Source organism: Bacillus cereus group sp. Bc031, assembly GCF_027716265.1.
Taxonomy (GTDB): domain Bacteria; phylum Bacillota; class Bacilli; order Bacillales; family Bacillaceae_G; genus Bacillus_A; species Bacillus_A paranthracis.
In genome coordinates this window covers 1-21,037 of record NZ_JAQFUL010000009.1, presented here as the reverse complement: position 1 = coordinate 21,037, position 21,037 = coordinate 1, and the positions used below count along the sequence as shown (strand labels likewise).

Here is a 21,037-nt window from a genome sequence, read left to right as displayed (position 1 = left end):
TCTATTTCGTGTAAATCTCATTAACTTGTTGAAATTTGTAACGTAGGAAGGGTTAGAAGGATGAGAAAAATTATTAGCGTTTTAGTTATCTTCTTTATGACGGGAAGTATCTTTGCTGGGGGAGCTGTTCATGCGAAAGCAGAAGGAAAGCATGAGTGGAATAAGAATAAGTTTTTAAATATTGCACATCGCGGAGCAAGTGGACATGCACCTGAGCATACTTTTGCTTCTTATGATTTAGTGAAAAAAATGAAAGCGGATTATTTGGAGTTAGATATTCAATTAACTAAGGACGGCCAGTTGATTGCAATGCATGATACGGCAGTTGATCGCACGACAAATGGTACAGGTGAAGTACGAGATAAAACATTAAGTGAAATAAAGAGTTTAGATGCAGGATCGTGGTTCAATAAAGCGTATCCAGAAAAGGCTAAGCAAGAGTACGTTGGTCAAAAAGTTCCGACTCTTGAAGAAATTTTCCAAAAGTACGGAAGAAGCATGAAGTATTACATTGAAACAAAATCACCAGATGTGTATCCAGGAATGGAAGAGAAATTATTAGCTTTATTAGAAAAATATAATTTAATAGGTCAAAACATGTCTTCTAGCCGTGTGATGATTCAATCATTTAGTAAAGATAGTTTAACAAAGATTCATAGTATGAATGAAAATATTCCGTTAGTTCAACTGCTTTGGTATTATCCAAATGAAAACAATGAGATTGTTGAATGGTCTGCTATTACACATGAACCGAAACATGTAACGAATGAAGATTTTCAAGAAATTAAAAAGTATGCAGTTGGTATTGGACCAAACTTACGTAATGATAACGGAGAATTAATTATTGATGAGTCATATATGAAAAAAGCTAGAAATAATGGACTGCTAATTCATCCTTATACAATTAATGAGAAACCAGATATGAGATTGTTAATAAAATGGGGTGCTACAGGAATGTTTACAAATTATCCTGATCGATTACATAGTGTGTTAAAAGAAAAATAAATAGGAGAAAAGGTATACCGACATTTTGGTATACCTTTTTTTATTATGCTAGATTATAGTAATAGGATACATATTCTTCTAAACCTTCAACCTCATTTTCAGGTGGCTCAATGCCGCCCTTTCTACCGTAGCAAACATTTCTCAAGTATTCTCCAAAAATCATAGAGCGACTTTTTTCATTTTCCATCCAATTATATCTATTAATGATAAACTCACCATCGAAACTTGTATCAAATGTATATGGGATACAAGTAATAGTTTTAGGTAAATGTTTTTTTAATACTCGATATTGCCGACCAGCGCCTAAACTTTTGCAAACAAATAGTAGCTGATTAATCTTTGTAAAATCAAAAATCTTTTTCGCTTCCATTACATTAGCGATAGAATGGAGGGAGTTTTTCTCGAATAGGATAGCATCTTTTGGTACGCCATGTTCAAGTAATTTATTTACAATTACTTCTGCATCTGACAAATCCCCGTAATTCCAGCTCGGATGTTTCATGCCATGTAAACTAGTACCACCTGTAACGATAATTTTATTTCCTAAACCTTGTCGATAAGCTTCTAGAGGAGCTTGCCAATTGCCAGGGTGTGAACCGCCGAAAACGAATATTGCATCACATTTTTGTGGTGTTATTTCTTTTAGAAAAGTGATTTCTGTAATTTGATCGATTTGTTTTTTCGTAAGAGTAGGGACATCAGGATATTTAGGTATTACCATTTGAAAACCTCCTATATAATAAAATGACAAATTCATTATATAGCGATTTTAATAAGTGGAAAAAGGGAAGCTTTTCATTTGAAAGTACCCCTTTTAAGATAACTCTCCAATAAACCAAATCTCTTTTTTATCGATTGTATCTTCATCATAAATGACTTCTTGAAAGTGAAACAGTTGGGCAGTAGGGCGAATTGAAATTCCCCATGTTTCCCAAAAATTAATTTCATTTGAAAGAGGGATCCATGTTTGAAATTCATTATTTCTATTGAAAAAATTTTGAAAGTAGTCATCGTTTTTAAATACGATAATTTGCGATCTCCATAAATTTTCTATAGAAATTATAGTAACAACTCGATATGTATGTGTATCATTCGGTTTTATTTTTATTAAATGATTCACTCGATCTATTAAGGTTTGTATACATAATCGTTTTACTTTTCTAGGTGTTTTATGAGACTCGATAAAAGCTTGAGAAACTGGTAAAGGCATATACCAATATTCATCGTTATAGAAAGTAGATGGGAATATTTTTGTATGTTCCTCAATGCGTTTAATCATAGTGTTTGTTTTTCGTTTCATCCCACGTATTTTCTTTTCATGCATTGTGAGTCATCTCCATAAATTTTTGTAATGCAGCTGAGCGAAATATATCGTTTCTAGTAATGAAAGTAGTAGGAACCTTTTTGAAGCTATTTGGTAAAGGGTTGAATGATACGTCATGTTCATGTCCCTTTAAAATTGATTTCATCATAATCGCTACGCCTATATTTGATTTTACACATGCAAGTATCGCTTCGATTGTTCCGAATTCTAATACTCGTTTAGGCGAGATGTCTTCTTCTTGAAGCCAGTCTTCTAATAAACTTCTATAATAGCACCCGTGACTAAAAGCGAGTAAATTCATATCTTCTATGCCTGTAAGAGAGGATAAAGGTTTTTTACTAATGAGAACCAATTCTTCTTCATGAAATACAGTTGTATGGAGTTTATTATGCTGAGTAGAGCCAGCTATAAACGCTCCGTCTAGTTTTCGCTCTAATACAAGCTTAATTAGTTGTTCAGTCGTATTTGTTTCCAAAATCAATTCGACTTCTGGGTACCTCTCATAGTAGGCCGTTAATATAGAGGGAAGCCTTACCGCAGTTGTAGATTCTGTACACCCAATTTTTAAAGTACCTTTAGGATCAGTTCCATTACTTTGAACCGCTTTTATAGATTGATCCATTAAGTGGATAATTTGTTTGGCGTACGTTAATAAAATCTCACCGTTAGAAGTTAAAGTTACACCTTTTCCGTTTCTGTAAAATAAAGGAACACCTAATTCATTTTCTAGTTGTTTCATACGCATCGTTACGCCTGATTGCACATAGTTCAAATTTTTCGCTGCGTGAGAAATATTATTTTCCTTCGCGACTTCGTAAAATACAGTTAAATCTTTTATGTCCACGTATCATCCCTCCGAAAAGGTATCAATTTTTTTGATGGATTATATGATGAATCTTTATTTTATATGATATCAGAACTTTCATACAATGGAAGGGGGAGGGATTATTATGTTGATTGAAGAAAGGGTGAATAGTACTTATAAATGGGTTATGTTAATTGTTGCGACGATTGCTCAAACAACAGCGACACTTATAACGTATGGTGTCGGGGTTTTCGCTTTATTTTGGAAAGAAGAATATGCACTTACGAATACGGAGAGTGGATTATTAGTAAGTGTTGTAAATGTTGGACCGTTATTTTGTATGCTTTTTGTCGGTCGGCTACTTGATCAATATAATGAAAAAATATTAATTTCTATCAGTTCATTTTTGCTAGGGAGTTCGCTTTTACTAACTAATATAGTAAGTGGATTTAATGGGTTATTATTTGTACTTTTATTAATAGGAATGTTTTATAGTGTTTCCCAGCCAGGAGGAAGTAAAGTGATTTTAAAATGGTTCCGAAAAGAAAATCGTGGGTTAGCGATGGGAATAAGGCAAGCGGGTATACCGATTGGTGGCGCGTTAGCGGGAGTGTTAATCCCGTTTCTTACAGTACAATATAATATGACTTACGCGATCAATAGTATCGCATGCATTTGTATAATGGGAGGAGTATTATTTTTTGTGTTTTATAAAGAGCCATATGTTCAGGAGGAAGCGAGGAAAGGACATAATAACATTTCCTTTTGGATGGAGCTAAAAGTAGTGATATGCAAAAAAGAGTTGTATCCAATTTATATAACGGGTATTTGCATGATTTCATTACAAATGGTGTTAGTTGGACACTTCATGAAATTTTTAGCAGGGGAACAATCGATTACATCTATTGTAGCCGGAACAGTATTTTCGGTTATGTTCTTTTCTGGAATGATTGGTCGTATTGCATTAGCAGCTATTAGTGATGTGTTGTATAAGGGGAATCGGCGTATACCTTTATTTATAGCTGTCTGCGCTTCTATCGGCTTGATTTTATTGTTAGTAATGAATATACATATAATAATGAGTGGAGTCTTGTATAGTGTAAGTGCATTGTTAGGATTCTTTTCAATTGGATGGTTTAGTCTTTTTATAGCCGAAGTTGCTGAATTGGCAAGTGAAGAATCTGTAGGAATAACAGTGAGTGTAGCACTTACATTAAATCAAATTGCTATTATTGTTGCACCTGTTTTATTTGGTTATATTGTGGATGAGAAAGGGTATGCGTATGCGTGGTTATGTATAGTAGTATTGTTAAGTATCTCGGCAGTCAGTTTATATAGAAAAAACAAGAAAATAAAAGAAAGTTAGCAATGTAAATTTTTTATGAAGAAAATATAAAGAAATGCCGAGTGAGCGACATTTCTTTTTTTATTTGTTGTATAATCAAAGTATAAATGAGATTCATTTTCAATGAAGTTCATTGCCTGTAATTTTAGCTATAATGATTTGTTTTTCTTTATCGTTATTTACATGATTTATTTTGTTTGAAAATTTTTAGTATCATTTCCTTTTAAAGTTATAATCTATTTTACTTAATATTAAATTATAACTATATTTTATTGTAGGATAATGAAACGTCATATCATCTAAACGATTGTTTTTATCTGTGTTTTTCATCTTAACAACTCCGTTTCTTATCTTGTGTAACAAATGTTACATAAGATGTTGAAATTATAGTAGGGTGCATCCGATTGTATGGTGGAAATTTTGCGAGAAAGAAATACAATAGAGAGTAGCCGAAAACTGAATATGAGAAAAAGGAATCTAGTTCATTTAGGTGAATAATAGGTAGTATTATAAAAAATTTAAAAATTAATAGATATAGAATAGAATGGATGCGCGTTAAGTGAAACTATATAAAAGAGGGTTCCTATTATGCTAAAGAAATGGTTAATCGTTTTCTTTGTTTTTGCTATTTTTTGTGGGAGTGTCGTTGCACTAATACATGCAAATAAAGGTAAGAAATATGATATAAAGGCATTTTCTAATTTAAATAGTAAGCAAAAGGACGATATGCAAGAAGTTGATGCAACTGAGAAAAAACGCTATGAAGCTGTAGCTGGAAAACTAGATCAATATTTAAAAGATAAAGGATTTAATGGGAGCGTTCTTGTAGCTAGTAAAGATCATGTGATTTTACGAAAAGGTTATGGATATGCGAATGTGAAAGATAAAGTAGTAACAACGCCAAGAACGAAATATCGTATTGGTTCTATTACGAAAACGGTCGTTGCAATATCTATTATGCAGCTAAAAGAAAAAGGGAAATTAAATATTGAAGACAATGTAAATAAGTATATCCCATCGTTTCCAGCAGATAAAAACATTACGTTACGAAATCTATTAACACACACATCTGGCTTGCCAGATCAAGGACAAGGTAGGGTGGATGCAGGGTCACGTTTAAAGTTAGTAACGTGGATTGGAGCGCTAAAATTGCAATTTCCTGCAGGGACAGGCTGGAAATATACAGACTATAATTATATGGTGCTTGCATATATTGTAGAAAAAATTACGAATAAACCGCTCGCTGAATACGTGAAAGAAAATATTTTTACTTCTGCTGGCATGTATGAATCTGGAATGGGGGCGACTCTCCCAGAAGATATTTTTTTAGCAGAAGGTTATACGAGAAAAGATAATGAATTAATAGCTGCCCCCCGCTTAAAAATGAACTGGTTGTATGGGTGTGGTGAAATGTATACAACTGTTGAAGATATGAAAAGATTAGATGAGGCAATAATGGATGGAAAGCTGTTATCTAAACAAAGTGTATTAGATATGTTTACTGCATCACCTGCAAGAAGATATGGATTTAGTTTCTATACGTATCCAGATTATTATCATAACCACGGCGTATTAGCGGGTTGGAATACTTTTAATAATTTTAACTGGGATAAAAAAACGTTTGTCATATTATTCTCTAACGTCCAAAATGGTATGAATGATACATTTAATCAAGAGTTTAGGAAAATGGCGAGTGATTTAATAGAAGGAAAATAATAATTTAAAAATCGGTATTGATATGTAATTATCAATACCGATTTTTTTGTTTGGGGATGTTCAGTTTACTGAAGAAGTAATGATGAAAGGGTGATATTAGAATAATTTTGTATAGGAAGTTAAATGATATGGATGTTAAATATAGGAAAGTTACTGTGTGAATTTTATCTATTCGTAATGAATTTATGCGGAAGATTAATTGGTAAATTTTACATCGATAAAAAAGCTTGAGCTTAACACTATGTGAAGCTTTACATTATTGGAGACAAGAACAGGAGGTTTACAAAATGAAAAAAATAGTAAAGTTTTGCTTAATGGCTACATTATCTACAACGATTATTAGTGGATGCTCTTTTGAGGGGAACAATGAAAATGCTAAAGGGAAAGGGAATGAAAAAGTAGAGGTACAGAAAACCGTCGGGAAATATACGATGCCAGATGAAAAAGATAAACATGAAGGTACATGGCTACAATGGCCTCATGAATACACATATGGTGAAGAGTATAAGCAGGAAGTTGAACCGATTTGGGTTAAGATGGCAAGTGCTTTAACTGAGGGAGAAAAAGTCCATATTGTTGCATACGATGAGGAGGAGAAAGAGCGAATCAATAAACTTTTAATAGATATAGGACTGAATATGGATAAAATTGATTTCTTTATCGCTCCTACTGATGATGTATGGGCACGAGATAGTGGACCGATTTTTGTTTATGACAATAATAAAAATTTAAAAATATTAGATCCAGCATTTAATGGGTGGGGAAAGAAAACGCCGTACAAAAATGATGCTCGTATACGTGAAAATGTGAGTAAACAAGCAGGGATTGAAAGAATTGATTGGGGGAAATTTGTCCTTGAAGGAGGCGCAATTGAATTAGATAGCAATGGGACTGCTTTATTAACTCGAAGTGCGGTAACGAATAAAAATAGAAATCCTGATTTATCAGAAAAGGAAATTGAAAAATATATAAGTGACCTTGGGGTATCAAACTTTATTTGGTTAGATGGAGTGCCGAATTTAGATATTACGGACTTTCATATTGATGGATTTGCTAAATTCCATAATAAATCTACCATTGTAACGATGAAAGAAGATGACCTAGCCGAATGGGGTTTATCAAATAAAGATATGGATACATTATTAGATGCAAAAAATGCTGCAGGAAAGAAATATAAGTATGAATACTTACCGCTTAGTAAAGAAAAAGTTGTATTAGAAAATGGAAAAACTCTCGATTATAAAGGGTCATATATCAATTATTATATTGGGAATACAGTGGTATTGGTGCCAAATTATAATGATCCAAATGATAAAATCGCAAACGATACGATTCAAAAATTATACCCAGATCGTAAAGTAGTTGGTATTGATGTGAGAGAGCTTTATAAAAATGGCGGTATGATTCATTGTGTTACACAGCAACAGCCAATTGCATTGAAGTAATGGATTGAAATTACGTTGTGCTGCTATATAGACAAAATAGGTGAAAGATTATCTTTGCCTATTTTGTCATTCCTTATTATTTATAACAATAAAAAATATAAATGCAATGATAAATGAATTATAGTGTGTATTCAATTTTCGATTTATATGGAAAAGGAGAAAGGTTTCTGTGTTAAAGAATTTTAAAATAGTATTTTTATTTTTCCCTATCGTTCTACAGTACATTTTAAATGTAGCTTTGATTTGTTTAGGGATTGTATTAAGTGTGTTTCTAATGAAAGAAGTCATTCAATTTATACAAGAGCTGAAAATAAATGGTGAAGAATCTAGTTATCATTTGATTGATAGTATCGTCGTATTCTTTTTATATTTTGAATTTATTGTAATGATTATAAAGTATTTTCAAATGAATTTTCATTTCCCGTTACGATATTTTATTTATATAGGTATAACAGCTATCGTTCGTCTTATTATTATTGATCACGATAGTCCGATAGATTCATTGTTATACGCCTGTGCGATTCTTGTACTAATTAGTGCCTTATTCATTGCAAATTCTAAAATAATGCGTCGTGATTTAGAAGAGTGAATGTTTGTTATTTGAATTTAAAAAGAGTTATATCTTTTGACGAAAAAAGGAGTAACGGTATTGAAAGAAATAATTTTAACGAGTTTCGTCATGATAGGATTTATGATTCTATTATTTAATTGTATACTCTCATGATTTTAAAGAATAAAAAGTTAATAAGAGAAGAGGTTTTTGTAAATATGGTGCATTACAATAATCAAAATAGTTTACATCAAATATTTACATTAAAGGGAACAGTAATAAGAGATATTTTCCCGCAAATTTTATTATATATATGTGTATCAACGGTAGTAACTGTAATTCATTATTATTATGCAACAATAAAAATGAATCAAACCCCTTGGATAATTGTTGGAGGTTCCTTAGGTTTACTATTAGTTTTTCGTACTAACACTGCCTATGATAGATATTGGGAAGGTAGAAAGTTGTTTGGCACAATTGGTGCTTGTAGTAGAAATTTAGCAGTTAGTTTTTTATGTTATTGGGATTCCGAGGGGAAAAAGGTGGATCAGGAACAACTGAAATTTTTACATTTATTAATTGCTTTTCCGAAGATAGCGAAAGGACATTTGAGAGACGAAAAAGATTTATCTGAAATAAAAGAATTATTAAATGTTTGTTCTGAGAAGGAGAAGGAAATGTTGGAGCAGTCTATGCATTTACCGATTAGTATCGTTCTTATGTTAAAAACTATATTATCAAAAGGTTTGAAAACGGGTCAAATTCATCCCAATGCAATAATTAATATGGAAACGGATTTGAATAATATGCTTACGGCTGTGGGGGGATGTGATCGTATCAAAACGACACCTATTCCTTTTGCCTATTTTGCGCATATAAAAATCTTATTGCTCATATTTTGCGGGACTTTACCGATTGGTCTTGTTGATAGTCTTGGCTGGGTTACAGTGCTTGCAACTATGTTTATCAGTTTTGCGTTTATTGGTATTGAAGCGATAGGAGTTGAAATTGAAGATCCTTTTGGTCAAGATCCAAATGACCTTCCGTTAGAAGGGATTTGTATAGGCGTAGAAACGAATTTATTGAATTTATACAATCAAAACGGTCTGTTAGAAGTCATGGATATGAATCAGGTTGAAAAATCATGTAATCGTTAATTGTGTACAACTATTAATTTTAGAATGTTGTTATAAAAAATTTTTTAAAATCGTGTCACGAGTCAAATTACAGCTCAACGACGGTTTTATATTTTTTATATAAATATATAATATTATCATCCATTCAAGAAATGTTGAGGAAGAGCTGGCTACTTCATTATTATAAAAAAGCGAGGGAAAGAAAATGGAACAAAAACAAAAAGGAATTATTTTTACTGCGATACCAGATGAATCAAATGAATATTATGAACCGTTTTATGAAGAACTTATTTATTTTAATGAAAATTTAAATGAAAAAAAGGGAGCTACAGATCAATTTATTTCTTTATCTGTTGAAGAACAAGACTTTCATACAAGCTTTTTTGAGTATGATGATATTTGGCTAAGAGATGTAGCGCCAGTTGTAACGAATCATCTTGTTAAATTTAAATATCGACCAAATTATTTGCCAGATGATCAAGGGCGGTATTTAGATCAACAGTTTAGCAAATGGTTGAAAAAGAATGACTTTGAATATGTGAAATCCCCATTAATATTAGATGGTGGTAATCTGATTTGGAATAAAAAAGATACCGTTATATTAACAGAACGCATATTTGATGATAATGATGATTGGACAGAAGAGGAAATTATTGAGCAATTAGAGTGGGATTTAGATGTGAGCCGAGTTATAATTATTCCTGCTGAAGAGGGAGATGTACTGGCACACGCGGATGGAATGGTTAAATTTATTGGTGAGCATACGATGTTTATTAGTGATTTTTTAGGGGATGATGAATTTAGATATCATGTTCAAGAGATAATTCAAGAGCAAATGCCAGAAGCTGAATTTATCGTTGTTCCTTCCTCATATACAGAGAAAGGGCAATATGATCAAGAAATAGCATCGGCAAAAGGATTATATATAAATATGTTAGAAACATGTGATGCTCTTTACGTCCCTAAGTTTGGGCTAGCTAAAGATAAAGAAGTTTTACGATATATTCAACAACATACAGAGAAACAAGTTATTCAAATTCATGTAGGAGAAATCTCGACTATGGGAGGCGCAATGAATTGTTTAACGTGGTATTGTCCGAGTCATTTGTTACCTTCAAAAATGAAAAGATTAAACAATCAGAATGAAGGTTCTTCAATTAGAAAGTTTTTAGATTGGTTTTAATAATAAAGTTTACAAAAGAAAATGTATTCAAGGGGTATGTATATGTATACGATTACTGAATTTTCTCGGATTTGTAAAATGAGTACACGGATGCTAAGGCATTATGATAAAGAGGAAATATTGAAACCGGCATATGTGAATCCAGTAAATGGTTATAGATTTTATGAGCAAGGGCAGTTAGAAATTGCATTGAAAATAAAAAAGTTAAGGGAGTATAAGTTCCCTCTTCCGAAAATAAAAATCATTCTCCAGTCATCAGATCACGACTCGTTTGTGAAACATATGCAAGCACAAATTATAGAGTTGTCTCATGAAGTAAAACAAAATTTACAGGTTATTTCAGAAATGAATGAAATGGTAAATGTGAATAATGGCCTGAATATCGCTCGCCATAGAAATTACGATATATTAGTGGGAATGAGAAATGAAATAACAGTAATTGTTCAAAGACTGCAAATAAATATAGATGATATGGATGATTATTTTTATGACTTATATGAAAAAGTACAAAAGAATAACTTTCAAATAGTCGGTTCGCCCTCTACAGTCTTTTATGATGAAGAGTATATCCCAAATCAGAGCGATATTGAATTAAGAATTCCGGTTGTGCATGAGAATGATGTAGTACAAGAATATGAAATAAAAAAATTAAATCCGCATCAAATTGTTACTACTATGCATTATGGAAGTTACGACTATATAGGTTACGCTTATATAGCGTTAGAGCAATGGATTGAAAGAAATGGTTATGTAATAGAGGATTCACCATATGAGGTTTACATCAAGGGGTCTGAATGTGATTGTTTAGTGGAGGAGTATGTGACACAAATTTGTTTTTTAGTGATGAAAATAGACTGAAGATAAGGATTGACATTAACATTATGTCAATCCTTATTCTATTTATGTAAGTAATTTATCATAATAAAAAGGAGAAAGAATATGAAAAGAACAATCATGATGATTTGTCTGATTCTAAGTATGACATGGGTATCAGCGTGTACTCCTGGAGCAGGAGAAGGTGAGAATGGTAGTTTTGTTTTACCTAAGGAGTTACCTAAAAATGTAGTGTTTAAAAATGGGACAATCTATACTTCAAATGGCAAACAAGACATTGTAGAGGCTGTAGCCGTTAAAGAAGGAAAAATTACATTTGTTGGTTCAAACAAAGATGTAGAAAGATTTATAAATGAAGATACGACAGTGGTGGATTTACAAGGACGTTTTATTCTTCCTGGTTTTGTGGACAACCATAATCATATTTTTGAAGCGAAATCACCAGCAGCAGGGAATTGTAGTGTCTCACCAGATGCTTCGCTGCAAAAACAACGCTCGTATTTAAAGGATTGTAAAAAAGATGTGAAAGATGGCGAATGGGTAAGTGGAACAGGATTTAGTTTGGAAGAGCTATTAAAAGATATGGACGAAAAAGTAGAACAACAAACGCCATTACAAGTTCTTGATGAGTTATTTCCTAATAATCCAGTATTAATTATGGAAAGAACCTCTCATTCTGTATGGGTTAACTCAAAAGCACTCGAGTTAGCTGGGATAAATAAAGATACGAAAGATCCGCAGGGTGGAAGAATCATTCGGGATCCAGAGACAAGAGAAGCTTTTGGTATTCTTTATGATACAGCTGGAGATATTGTGATGGAAAAAGCATGGAATTCTCAACCAAAACTTTTTGAAAAGAATTACGACGGTTTGTTAGACGGTTTAGATGAAGTTGCGAAGAATGGTATAACTACAGTTGGTGATGGTCGTCTGTATTGGAAACGAGGCTGGTTAGATGTTTGGAATAAAGTAAATGATGAAAAAAGGTTAACAACGCGAGTAGTACTTCGTCCATGGGTATATCCGAATTTAAATGAAGCAGAACAAATGGAGTATTTCAAAAAAATTAAGCGTGATGATGTATCATCTCGAATGCTTATTAATCAAGTGAAAATGTATAGTGATGGAATTAGCATTAACAGTACAGCTAAAACTCTAGAAAAATATAAATTTGAGTGGTTTAAAGGAACCCCGTATGGCTTGAACTATATTCCAGAAGAAAAGATGAAATGGTGGTTAACTGAGCTTAACAAAATTGGTTACGGTGCACTCATTCACACAATTGGAGATGGCGGAGTAAGAGAGAGTTTAAATGCGATTGAAGCGGCGAAAAAAGAAGGTGCAAAACAGCCATATACGCTTACGCACGTGGAAATGGTAGAAGATAGTGATATAAATCGTTTTGCTAAATTAGGTATTAGCGCTGATTTCCAAGTAGGGCATGATTTTGCAGAAGATCCTAAACAAAGCTGGGCAAGTACGTATTTTACAGATCAGCAAATGAAACGAATTATGCCGTTAGGACGAATTTGGAAAACTGGTGCGAATGTATCACTTAGTAGTGATTGGGATGTAAACGAACTGAATCCACTTGTGACGATTTCGAATGCATTAAGCATTGATGACAAGGGCTTGTCTGATGTATACGCAGCTATTGATGCCTATACAATTAAGCCAGCTAAAGCATTAGGCCTTGATAACATCACGGGTTCGATTGAAGTAGGGAAATCGGCTGATATGGTATTACTAGATGACGATATTACTAAAATGAGTGTCGATAAGATTCCGAATGCGAAAGTTTTGGTGACGGTTTTACAAGGAGAAATAGTGTATCACAAGGAGAAGTGAAGAATCACCTTATAAAGTTTTTAAAAGTAAATGAATATATTCCTGTTGACCTTAACACGATGTCAAAGTTTAGACTGAACTTACATTGGAAGAAGGGGTGAACATGTATGAAAAAAAGTTTATTTTATATGCCTGCTGAGTGGGAGGAACATGAGGGGACATGGCTCCAATGGCCTCATGATAGAACTCATAGAGGTGAAGGATACAGAGCTAAGTTAGATGATATTTGGGTAACGATGGTAAAGGAGCTTCATTACGGAGAAACTGTGCATATTGTTGTATATGATGAGAAAGAAAAAGTACATGTCCAATCGAAGTTAACGGAAGCGAAAGTGGATATGGATAAAATTGATTTTTTAATTGAAGAAACGGATGATGTGTGGATACGAGATAATGGACCGATCTTTGTAAAGGATAAGAAAGGCAATCTCTGCTTAACACACTGGATATTTAATGGCTGGGGGGAGAAATATCCGTATAAAAAGGATGCTGTTATTCCGGCGAAAATAAGTGAAATGTATAGCATTCCAAAAGTTAAATCTAGTGTTTGTCTAGAGGGCGGGGGAATAGAGATAAACGGAAATGGAACTTTAATGGCGGCAAAAACTTCTATTATAAATGAAAACCGAAATCCTACACTAAGTCAGGAAGAGATTGAAATAGAGTTAACGAAGTATTTGGGGGTAACGAATTTTATATGGATAACTGGCATTCGCGGTGAGGATAATTATGATGAAGATACGGATTACCATATTGATGGCGTAGCACGTTTTGTAAATGAAAATACAATTCTTTATGAATATGATCCTTTCGGAGAAGGGGAGCCCTACCTTTTAGATGCGTACGAAAAGCATTATCAAGAATTACGACAGGCAAGAAATTTAGATGGAAAGCCATTTCAGCTCATACCAGTACCAGTGACAAGAAAAGTGGTAAAAGAAGCAGAATGTAAGGGTTCATATTTGAATTTTTATATCGGAAATGAAGTCGTATTAGTTCCTATATACGGTGATGAACATGACAAGTTAGGGCTCCAAATCATTGAAGGACAGTTTCCTGGAAGAAGAATTATCGGCATTTATATAAATGAGCTATTTGCGTATGGTGGCATGATTCATTGCGTAACGCAGCAACATTTAGTATAAAGTAACCGAAATGAAAAAAGCATGCAGAGTATATACTCTGCATGCTTTTTATAATGCTGAAAATTCTTCAACAAGTTCACTAAAACGATGTAATGCACTTTCAATAGGTTCTGGCGTAGTTAAATCAACACCAGCTTTTTTCAATAAGTTTAATGGGTAGTCGGAACTTCCGCCTTTAAGGAATTCAATATAATGTTTTTGAGCATTTGGATCGCCGCTCAATAACTTATCGGCAATTTGGATTGCAGAAGCGAATCCAGTTGCATATTTGTACACGTAAAATGGACGATAGAAATGCGGTATTCTAGCCCATCCGTATTTTACTTCTTCGTCAAATACGAGGGAGTCGCCATTATATTCTCTAAACAAGTTTTCGTAAACCTCGCTAAAGGTTTGGGCATTTAATGGTTTACCTTGCTGTGCCATTTCATGCGTGATTTTTTCAAATTCAGCGAACATGATTTGTGTAAAGAAAGTGCCTTTAAATTTCTCAATGAAATGGTTTACTAAATGGTTACGTACGTTTGCATCTTTTGCTTCTTTTAATAAATGATGAATTAATAGCACTTCATTTACTGTAGAAGCGACTTCTGCGACGAAAATAGTATAGTGTGCAGAAATTCTTGGTTGATATCCGTGTGAGTAGTGCGTATGCATGCCATGCCCACATTCGTGAGTAAGGGTGAAAAGGCTATTTAAATCATCGTGATGATTTAAAAGAATGAATGGATGAACGCCGTATACACCAAAGTTATAAGCACCGGAACGTTTTCCTGGCGTTTCTCTTACGTCAATATAACGTTTATCTTTAAAGCTTTTTAATGTTTCAATATATTCTTCACCTAAAGGAGCTAGTGATTCAATCATGATGTCAAACGCGTTATCATATGGAATATCTTGTTTTACACCTTGTACTAAATCGACACTTAAGTCATATTGTCTTAGTTCATCGACATTTAATTTCTCTTTTCGAAGTTCATTATATGTATGTAAAGATTGTATGTTTTTTTTGTTGTTTCAATTAAATTTTCATATACTTCTTTCGGAACCATGTCGCCAAATAATGATTTCTCTAACGCTGATGGATATTTTCTTAGCTTAGAAACAGTAACATTATTTTTAATAGCTGCAGATAAAGTAGAAGCGATAGAATTCTTTAATTGAACGTATGGTTTGTAATAAGCTTTATAGGCTTCTTTACGTTTTTCGCGTTTCTCATCTTCTATTAACTTTGCATACATTCCTCGTGTTAAAGTAACTTTTTCTCCATCATTAGTAGTCACTTCACCAAATAGTATATCTGCATTATTTAGCATGCCATATGTATGTTGCGGAGAGGAAAGTGCTTCGCCCATTTGTGATAAAATCTCTTCTTGGTCCTTATTCAATACGTGTTTTTTATAACGGTATAATTCAAATAAATCTTCTTTATAATATTGTAAGCCTTCAGCTTCTTCTATGTAAGTGTGTAATGTGTTTTCATCTACGCTAAGTAAGAATGGGGAAAAGAAAGATTTAGCCGCACTTACTTTCACGTGTAATTGTGATACTTTATCGACAAGAGATTGGGCGTCAGTATCGCGTGTATCAAGATCAGATTGTAATCGTGCATAAGCGAACATTAAAGATATTATGCTAGAAATTTCTTCACTCTTTGTTAAATAGGCTAATAAACTATTGCCATCGTGAATATTTCCATTAAACTCGTGTAGTTCTTTCGTTAATACTTCAATTTTATGAAAATCACTTTCCCAATCTTCAATGGTATCGTAAATATCCGTTAAATCCCATTTTTCTTTATCATCTACTTGTAGTCGATCTTTAAGTTCTGTCATAATCATTTCCTTTCTAAATATGTAGTTATATTTCTATATAACTATGAAATACAACAAATTGCAAAAAATCCCTGCTGAAAATTAAAAAGCCTTGCTAAAAGGCAAGGCTAAACAAATTATAATGTAATTCCGAATTTTGAATGTAAAAGGTTTTTATATTGCCCATCTGTAACTTTCTCTTTCGTTTTTTTACCGTTTTTCGCTATTGTGAGACTATCCTTCGTTAAAGAGGCATGCCCATCTTCAGTTAGTTTTACAATAAGAGGTACTTTGTTAAATGGTGAACACTCATGTTCAACGATAATTTTTTGTGCTGCATTTGCTTTTTCTTCATCCACTTCTTCTATATAAAATGCATAGCCTAACGTCCAATCATCAGTAGAAGATTGATCCAAAAATTCATTGTTTTTACGCATCTCTAACATGTAGTTTCCTTTTTCGGTCATTTCTTTACAAATACGATAATCTCCTGTAACGGAGTGAATGACTTCACCTGAGAAAGGAACAGGTGCAAGAGGTAAGTATGATCCGAATCCTACTTCAATTAAGTAAAGTTCATTATGATGTGTTAAAACGGTTGCGATATGGCCAGAATCAACAGCCCATATGGAGTTTGCAGCGTTATAAACTGTTCCTGAAACGAGATGAACATCAAATCCAGCGTCTTTAAGGAAGTGATACATAGTAGGATTGAGTTCATAACAAAGACCACCACGATTGTTTACTAAAATTTTTTCTTTTAGATTTTCTTTTGATATTTCCTTAAAATTCTTTTCGAGAACATTTAAGTTTTCAAATGGGACAGTTTGTGCCATCGCGTACATAATGTTAGGTAAATCTTCAAATGAAACTTTGTCTTTTTCTTCTATATGTAATCGTGCGAAAAATTGTTTTTGAAAGTCTGTCATAGAAACCCCTCCGTTAAACGATTTATATATATTGTATCTAATATCGCAAGAGGAAACATCTGCATATGTGCGTACGACTAAAGTATGACACCTTTACTTCTTGCTATACATATAGTATGATGATTTCAGTAAATTAGATTTCAATGACCATAATATAAAATAATGAGAGGTGCTTTTTGTGAGTGCGGTAGGTACTAAATAGGAAAAATTGAATGAAATAAATCAGATAAGAACAGGGGATTTTTATGTATACCATACCCCTAATTTTGTCATGGATTTATTTCGATACCTATGAAGATACCTACAATACTTTATAAAGCGTGTAATAAGGGGATTGCCATCCGTTTTTTTATGGTTTATTTCCCCATATGTTATTACTCATGCCTTGTAAATGTAAAAGCTGCGGTATCCCCGCAGCTTTTTTGTGTATATTTTTAATGTTTAAAAATGGTAACTGAATAATGTAGAACTCATTGGAATCTAATGAGTAGGTATCTTCATTTATGATAGAAATCAATCATAGTGAGGAGAAACAAAATGAATACGATGACTTTTGAAAAGTTACAGTATAACGAATTAAAGGATATAGTGAAATCTTATTGTGTAAGTGGATTAGGTAAGGAATTATTAAATAAATTAGAACCAAGTACGAGTATTAAAGTAGTGAGAAATCGTTTGAATGAAACAACTGAAGCGCGAGCTATATTAGATGCAGAAGGGCATGTTCCTTTCTTTGGGATTTCAAATATTGCTAGTACAATTCAAAAATTAGAAAAAGGGTTGATTTTAGATCCAGAAGAATTAGTAAGTGTTTCAGACTTTTTACGTGGATGTAGAAAGATTAAAAAGTTTATGTTAGATAAAGAATTTTTTGCGCCAGTATTAGCTTCTTATGCAAATTCAATGACTGAATATAAAAGTATTGAAGAGGAAATTAACTTTTCAATTAAAGGAAATAGTATTGATTCTGCCGCTAGTAAAGAGTTAAAACGAATTCGAAATAACATTGATTCAGTAGATGGGAAAATAAAAGAACGTTTAACGAAGTTTTTAAATAATAGTGCAAATAAGAAGTATATTCAGGAGTTCTTCATTAGTAAGAAGGATGATAGGTATACAATTCCAATTAAATCTTCTTATAAAAATCAAGTTGCGGGAAGTGTAGTTGAAGCCTCGGCAAAAGGCTCTACTGTATTTATAGAACCGCATACGGTTACAAAGTTAAATGTGGAACTCGCAAGTTTGAAAGCAGAAGAAGCGATGGAAGAGTATCAAATTTTAGCAACTTTATCAGGAATGGTAGCAGAAAACATTTATCATATAAAAATTAATATGGAATTAATTAGTCAATACGATATGGTATTTGCGAAAGCGAAGTTTAGTAAATCAATCGATGGAATAGAGCCGAAGTTAAATGATCATGGCTACATTCATTTAGTAAATTGTAAGCATCCGCTTTTAAGTGGGAACGTAGTACCGTTACACTTTGAAATCGGTCAAAACTACCGAAGTTTAATTATTACAGGACCGAATGCGGGCGGGAAGACAATTGTATTAAAAACAATTGGACTACTAACATTAGCGACAATGTCAGGCCTTCATATTGCTGGAGATAAAGAAACGGAAATTGCTATTTTTGACAATGTATTTGTAGATATTGGTGATAATCAAAGTATCGAAAATGCACTCAGTACATTTTCATCACATATGAAAAATTTATCTGAGATTATGAGGGTGTCAAATAATAATACGCTTCTATTGTTTGATGAAATAGGAAGCGGAACCGAGCCGAATGAAGGGGCAGCACTTGCAATTTCTATTTTAGAGGAGTTTTATCTTGCGGGATGTATTACAGTTGCGAGTACACATTACGGTGAAATTAAGCGATTCTCAGAAATGCACGATGATTTTATGAACGCAGCAATGCAATTTAATAGTGAAACGTTAGAACCACTTTATAAATTAGTGATCGGTAAATCAGGTGAAAGTAATGCACTTTCGATTGCAAATAAAATGAACGTAAGAGAACATGTACTGAAAAGAGCGAAAGAGTACATGGGAAATAAAGAATACGCTTTAGAAAAAGTGAATGAAAGTAAAATTAGAAAACCGAAATTTGTGCAAGAAAAAAGAGAAAATAATTATGAGTACAAAATTGGGGATCGCGTAAATTTATTGGATTATGATGATTTTGGTATTATCTATAAGGAAATAGATAATTTCTATAACGTCGTTGTCTATTATAACGGTGAATTTGTTGAAGTAAATGTAAAACGTATTACATTAGAAGTAGCAGCAAAGGAATTATACCCAGAGGGATACGATTTAAATATACTATTTGTCGATTATAAAGAAAGAAAAATGCAGCATGATATTGAGCGTGGGTCGAAAAAAGCGCTTCGTAAAATCCAAAAAGAAATAAGAAAGAATAGAGGATAAGTTAAAATGGTAAAGATTAGACAAGAGCAACAAAATGAGTATAGAAAAACAGAAGAAGTTGTACAGCAAGCATTTTTACATGAAGAATTTAGCGATAAAACAGAACATGAACTTGTAAAGCGTATTAGAGAATGTGACGCGTTTGTTCCTGAGTTATCTATCGTTGCGGTAGACGAGGAAATAGTCGGGCATATTATGTTATCGAAAATTAAGATAGAAAAGGATGGAGCTTCTGTAGATTCATTAGCGCTTGCCCCAGTTTCAGTTGCTACGGGCCATCAGAAAAAAGGCATTGGCGGGAAACTTATTGTAGCTGCGCTAGAAAAAGCGAAAGAACTCGGATACGGATCAGTTGTAGTATTAGGACATCCAGAGTACTATCCGAAATTTGGTTTTAAGAAAGCAAGTGAGTGGAATATAAAAGCACCATTTGAAGTGCCAGATGAAGTGTTTATGGCGATGGAATTAAGAGAAAATGCTCTTGAAGGTGTAAAAGGAATTGTGCAATATTCGAGTGCTTTTGCTGAGTAGGAGTATCGGTTAAGAAATGTAATCATAAAAGATGCTATCTTTTTGTATGGATATACAGAAAGGTAGCGTTTTTTATTAAGCGAAGCTACTTACATATATTTTGCTCAATGAATAATTAAGGTGGTAAAATTGATATAGAAATGTAAAGGGAGAGAATTGAATGAAGAATCGAGAAACAAATAGCAATGAGAATGTAGTTACGTTATATGTTACAAGACACGGTAAAACAATATTAAATACAAACCATCGCGCGCAAGGTTGGGCAGACTCTCCGTTAGTAGAAAAAGGTGTAGAAGTTGCCTCTAATTTAGGAACGGGATTAAAAGATATTCATTTTACAAGTGCGTATAGTAGTGATAGCGGCCGCGCGATTGAAACTGCTAATTTAGTATTAAAATATAGTGAGCAATCAAAATTGAAACTTGAGCAAAGGAAAAATTTAAGAGAATTAAATTTCGGTATTTTTGAGGGTGAAAAGCTTGAAAATATGTGGGATGTGGTTGGAAAAGCTGCGGGCGTTGCATCACCAGAAGAACTCATGAAGTTTTCTATTCAAGAAGTTATTGATCTTATTAGAGCAGCAGATCCTACGAAACAGGCGGAAGATTGGGAATTATTTTCTACTCGTATAAAAGCAGAGATAGATAAAATTAGTGAAGAAGCAGCTAAAGATGGCGGCGGTAACGTTTTAGTTGTCGTTCATGGGCTGTTGATTACTACCTTAATAGAGATGTTAGATAGTAATAAAACAAAACTTGGAGTGGAAAATGCTAGTGTGACGAAGATTTTATATCAAGATGGAACATATACAGTCGAGTCAGTTGGAGATATGAGTTATGTTGCAAAAGGGAAAGAAAGTGTGGAAATATAAAAATATCTCAAATAGAGATAAGAAAAGGAAGGTAGAGAAATAATCCGTACCCTTTGTAAAGGACATTTTAAAAAAAGTTAGGCGGCATCAAGAAGATGATTTCTGTATTCAACAGGG

General features: G+C 33.2%; 17 protein-coding genes and 2 pseudogenes. 13 read left to right on the top strand and 6 right to left on the bottom strand.

The features are described 5' to 3' along the window. Window positions 1–60: 60 nt before the first annotated feature. Entirely contained in the window at window positions 61–1,005 is a 945-nt protein-coding gene (locus PDQ33_RS05605; protein WP_061131710.1) for a glycerophosphodiester phosphodiesterase, read from the top strand. 43 nt (window positions 1,006–1,048) lie between these two features. Here the strand turns inward: PDQ33_RS05605 and PDQ33_RS05600 are convergent, their stop codons facing one another. The 3 genes from PDQ33_RS05600 to PDQ33_RS05590 form a co-directional block, all read right to left on the bottom strand. After that, window positions 1,049–1,726: a YdcF family protein gene (locus PDQ33_RS05600; RefSeq protein WP_061131711.1), complete on the bottom strand. Its 678-nt coding sequence runs from the start codon at window positions 1,724–1,726 to the stop codon at window positions 1,049–1,051. A gap of 93 nt (window positions 1,727–1,819) precedes the next feature. Next, a complete protein-coding gene (locus tag PDQ33_RS05595) occupies window positions 1,820–2,329 on the bottom strand; it encodes a DUF3916 domain-containing protein (RefSeq protein ID WP_061131712.1) in 510 nt (169 codons plus the stop codon). Then, window positions 2,322–3,173 carry a LysR family transcriptional regulator gene (locus PDQ33_RS05590; protein ID WP_270755024.1) on the bottom strand — a complete coding sequence of 284 codons (852 nt, stop codon included), beginning with the start codon at window positions 3,171–3,173 and terminating at the stop codon, window positions 2,322–2,324. Before PDQ33_RS05590 ends, PDQ33_RS05595 begins: the two co-directional genes overlap by 8 nt. A gap of 106 nt (window positions 3,174–3,279) precedes the next feature. On the opposite strand from PDQ33_RS05590, the gene PDQ33_RS05585 reads away from it, so the two are divergent. Next, window positions 3,280–4,500 carry an MFS transporter gene (locus PDQ33_RS05585; RefSeq protein ID WP_270755023.1) on the top strand — a complete coding sequence of 407 codons (1,221 nt, stop codon included), beginning with the start codon at window positions 3,280–3,282 and terminating at the stop codon, window positions 4,498–4,500. Window positions 4,501–4,599: 99 nt separating this feature from the next. Here PDQ33_RS05585 and PDQ33_RS05580 read toward each other — a convergent pair. Next, window positions 4,600–4,809: pseudogene (locus PDQ33_RS05580) on the bottom strand (hypothetical protein). Window positions 4,810–5,067: 258 nt separating this feature from the next. Here PDQ33_RS05580 and PDQ33_RS05575 point away from each other — a divergent pair. The 8 genes from PDQ33_RS05575 (at window position 5,068) to PDQ33_RS05540 (ending at window position 14,336) form a co-directional block, all read left to right on the top strand. Beyond that, window positions 5,068–6,195, top strand: coding sequence for a serine hydrolase domain-containing protein (locus PDQ33_RS05575; RefSeq protein ID WP_061131715.1), 1,128 nt, complete (start codon window positions 5,068–5,070; stop codon window positions 6,193–6,195). Window positions 6,196–6,482: 287 nt separating this feature from the next. Beyond that, the gene (locus PDQ33_RS05570) at window positions 6,483–7,640 is read left to right on the top strand and encodes an agmatine deiminase family protein (RefSeq protein WP_061131716.1); all 1,158 of its coding nucleotides are present in this window, start codon (window positions 6,483–6,485) and stop codon (window positions 7,638–7,640) included. A 169-nt stretch (window positions 7,641–7,809) separates the two neighbouring features. After that, window positions 7,810–8,229 carry a phosphate-starvation-inducible protein PsiE gene (gene psiE / locus PDQ33_RS05565; protein ID WP_000916565.1) on the top strand — a complete coding sequence of 140 codons (420 nt, stop codon included), beginning with the start codon at window positions 7,810–7,812 and terminating at the stop codon, window positions 8,227–8,229. Between the two features lie 179 nt (window positions 8,230–8,408). Further along, window positions 8,409–9,347 carry a bestrophin family protein gene (locus PDQ33_RS05560; protein ID WP_043897020.1) on the top strand — a complete coding sequence of 313 codons (939 nt, stop codon included), beginning with the start codon at window positions 8,409–8,411 and terminating at the stop codon, window positions 9,345–9,347. A 184-nt stretch (window positions 9,348–9,531) separates the two neighbouring features. Then, complete coding sequence (locus PDQ33_RS05555) at window positions 9,532–10,509, top strand: agmatine deiminase family protein (protein ID WP_001992981.1); 978 nt, start codon at window positions 9,532–9,534, stop codon at window positions 10,507–10,509. Window positions 10,510–10,551: 42 nt separating this feature from the next. After that, window positions 10,552–11,367, top strand: a complete 816-nt coding sequence (locus tag PDQ33_RS05550) for a MerR family transcriptional regulator (RefSeq protein WP_001992969.1) — start codon at window positions 10,552–10,554, stop codon at window positions 11,365–11,367. A gap of 81 nt (window positions 11,368–11,448) precedes the next feature. After that, window positions 11,449–13,191, top strand: a complete 1,743-nt coding sequence (locus PDQ33_RS05545; RefSeq protein ID WP_061131718.1) for an amidohydrolase — start codon at window positions 11,449–11,451, stop codon at window positions 13,189–13,191. Window positions 13,192–13,298: 107 nt separating this feature from the next. After that, window positions 13,299–14,336 (top strand): agmatine deiminase family protein, encoded by a 1,038-nt coding sequence (locus PDQ33_RS05540; protein WP_061131719.1) that lies wholly within the window; start codon window positions 13,299–13,301, stop codon window positions 14,334–14,336. A 48-nt stretch (window positions 14,337–14,384) separates the two neighbouring features. Here PDQ33_RS05540 and pepF read toward each other — a convergent pair. Both pepF and PDQ33_RS05530 read right to left on the bottom strand, forming a co-directional pair. Further along, window positions 14,385–16,171, bottom strand: a pseudogene (gene pepF / locus PDQ33_RS05535) (oligoendopeptidase F). Window positions 16,172–16,287: 116 nt separating this feature from the next. Continuing rightward, entirely contained in the window at window positions 16,288–17,079 is a 792-nt protein-coding gene (locus tag PDQ33_RS05530) for an arylamine N-acetyltransferase family protein (protein WP_061131721.1), read from the bottom strand. Window positions 17,080–17,616: 537 nt separating this feature from the next. On the opposite strand from PDQ33_RS05530, the gene PDQ33_RS05525 reads away from it, so the two are divergent. The 3 genes from PDQ33_RS05525 to PDQ33_RS05515 all read left to right on the top strand — a co-directional run bounded on the left by PDQ33_RS05525 (window position 17,617) and on the right by PDQ33_RS05515 (window position 20,920). After that, complete coding sequence (locus PDQ33_RS05525) at window positions 17,617–19,518, top strand: endonuclease MutS2 (RefSeq protein ID WP_270755019.1); 1,902 nt, start codon at window positions 17,617–17,619, stop codon at window positions 19,516–19,518. A 6-nt stretch (window positions 19,519–19,524) separates the two neighbouring features. Then, on the top strand, window positions 19,525–20,049 hold the full coding sequence (locus PDQ33_RS05520; RefSeq protein ID WP_061131723.1) for a GNAT family N-acetyltransferase: 525 nt from the start codon (window positions 19,525–19,527) through the stop codon (window positions 20,047–20,049). A 160-nt stretch (window positions 20,050–20,209) separates the two neighbouring features. Next, entirely contained in the window at window positions 20,210–20,920 is a 711-nt protein-coding gene (locus tag PDQ33_RS05515; RefSeq protein WP_061659194.1) for a histidine phosphatase family protein, read from the top strand. The last annotated feature ends 117 nt before the right edge of the window (window positions 20,921–21,037 follow it).

Bases quoted from the DNA above. Each gene is read 5' to 3' on its own strand.
- PDQ33_RS05605 (WP_061131710.1), top strand. From the start codon at position 61: ATGAGAAAAATTATTAGCGTTTTAGTTATCTTCTTTATGACGGGAAGT.
- PDQ33_RS05600 (WP_061131711.1), bottom strand. From the start codon at position 1,726: ATGGTAATACCTAAATATCCTGATGTCCCTACTCTTACGAAAAAACAA.
- PDQ33_RS05595 (WP_061131712.1), bottom strand. From the start codon at position 2,329: ATGCATGAAAAGAAAATACGTGGGATGAAACGAAAAACAAACACTATG.
- PDQ33_RS05585 (WP_270755023.1), top strand. From the start codon at position 3,280: ATGTTGATTGAAGAAAGGGTGAATAGTACTTATAAATGGGTTATGTTA.
- PDQ33_RS05575 (WP_061131715.1), top strand. From the start codon at position 5,068: ATGCTAAAGAAATGGTTAATCGTTTTCTTTGTTTTTGCTATTTTTTGT.
- PDQ33_RS05570 (WP_061131716.1), top strand. From the start codon at position 6,483: ATGAAAAAAATAGTAAAGTTTTGCTTAATGGCTACATTATCTACAACG.
- PDQ33_RS05560 (WP_043897020.1), top strand. From the start codon at position 8,409: ATGGTGCATTACAATAATCAAAATAGTTTACATCAAATATTTACATTA.
- PDQ33_RS05555 (WP_001992981.1), top strand. From the start codon at position 9,532: ATGGAACAAAAACAAAAAGGAATTATTTTTACTGCGATACCAGATGAA.
- PDQ33_RS05550 (WP_001992969.1), top strand. From the start codon at position 10,552: ATGTATACGATTACTGAATTTTCTCGGATTTGTAAAATGAGTACACGG.
- PDQ33_RS05545 (WP_061131718.1), top strand. From the start codon at position 11,449: ATGAAAAGAACAATCATGATGATTTGTCTGATTCTAAGTATGACATGG.
- PDQ33_RS05540 (WP_061131719.1), top strand. From the start codon at position 13,299: ATGAAAAAAAGTTTATTTTATATGCCTGCTGAGTGGGAGGAACATGAG.
- PDQ33_RS05530 (WP_061131721.1), bottom strand. From the start codon at position 17,079: ATGACAGACTTTCAAAAACAATTTTTCGCACGATTACATATAGAAGAA.
- PDQ33_RS05525 (WP_270755019.1), top strand. From the start codon at position 17,617: ATGAATACGATGACTTTTGAAAAGTTACAGTATAACGAATTAAAGGAT.
- PDQ33_RS05520 (WP_061131723.1), top strand. From the start codon at position 19,525: ATGGTAAAGATTAGACAAGAGCAACAAAATGAGTATAGAAAAACAGAA.
- PDQ33_RS05515 (WP_061659194.1), top strand. From the start codon at position 20,210: ATGAAGAATCGAGAAACAAATAGCAATGAGAATGTAGTTACGTTATAT.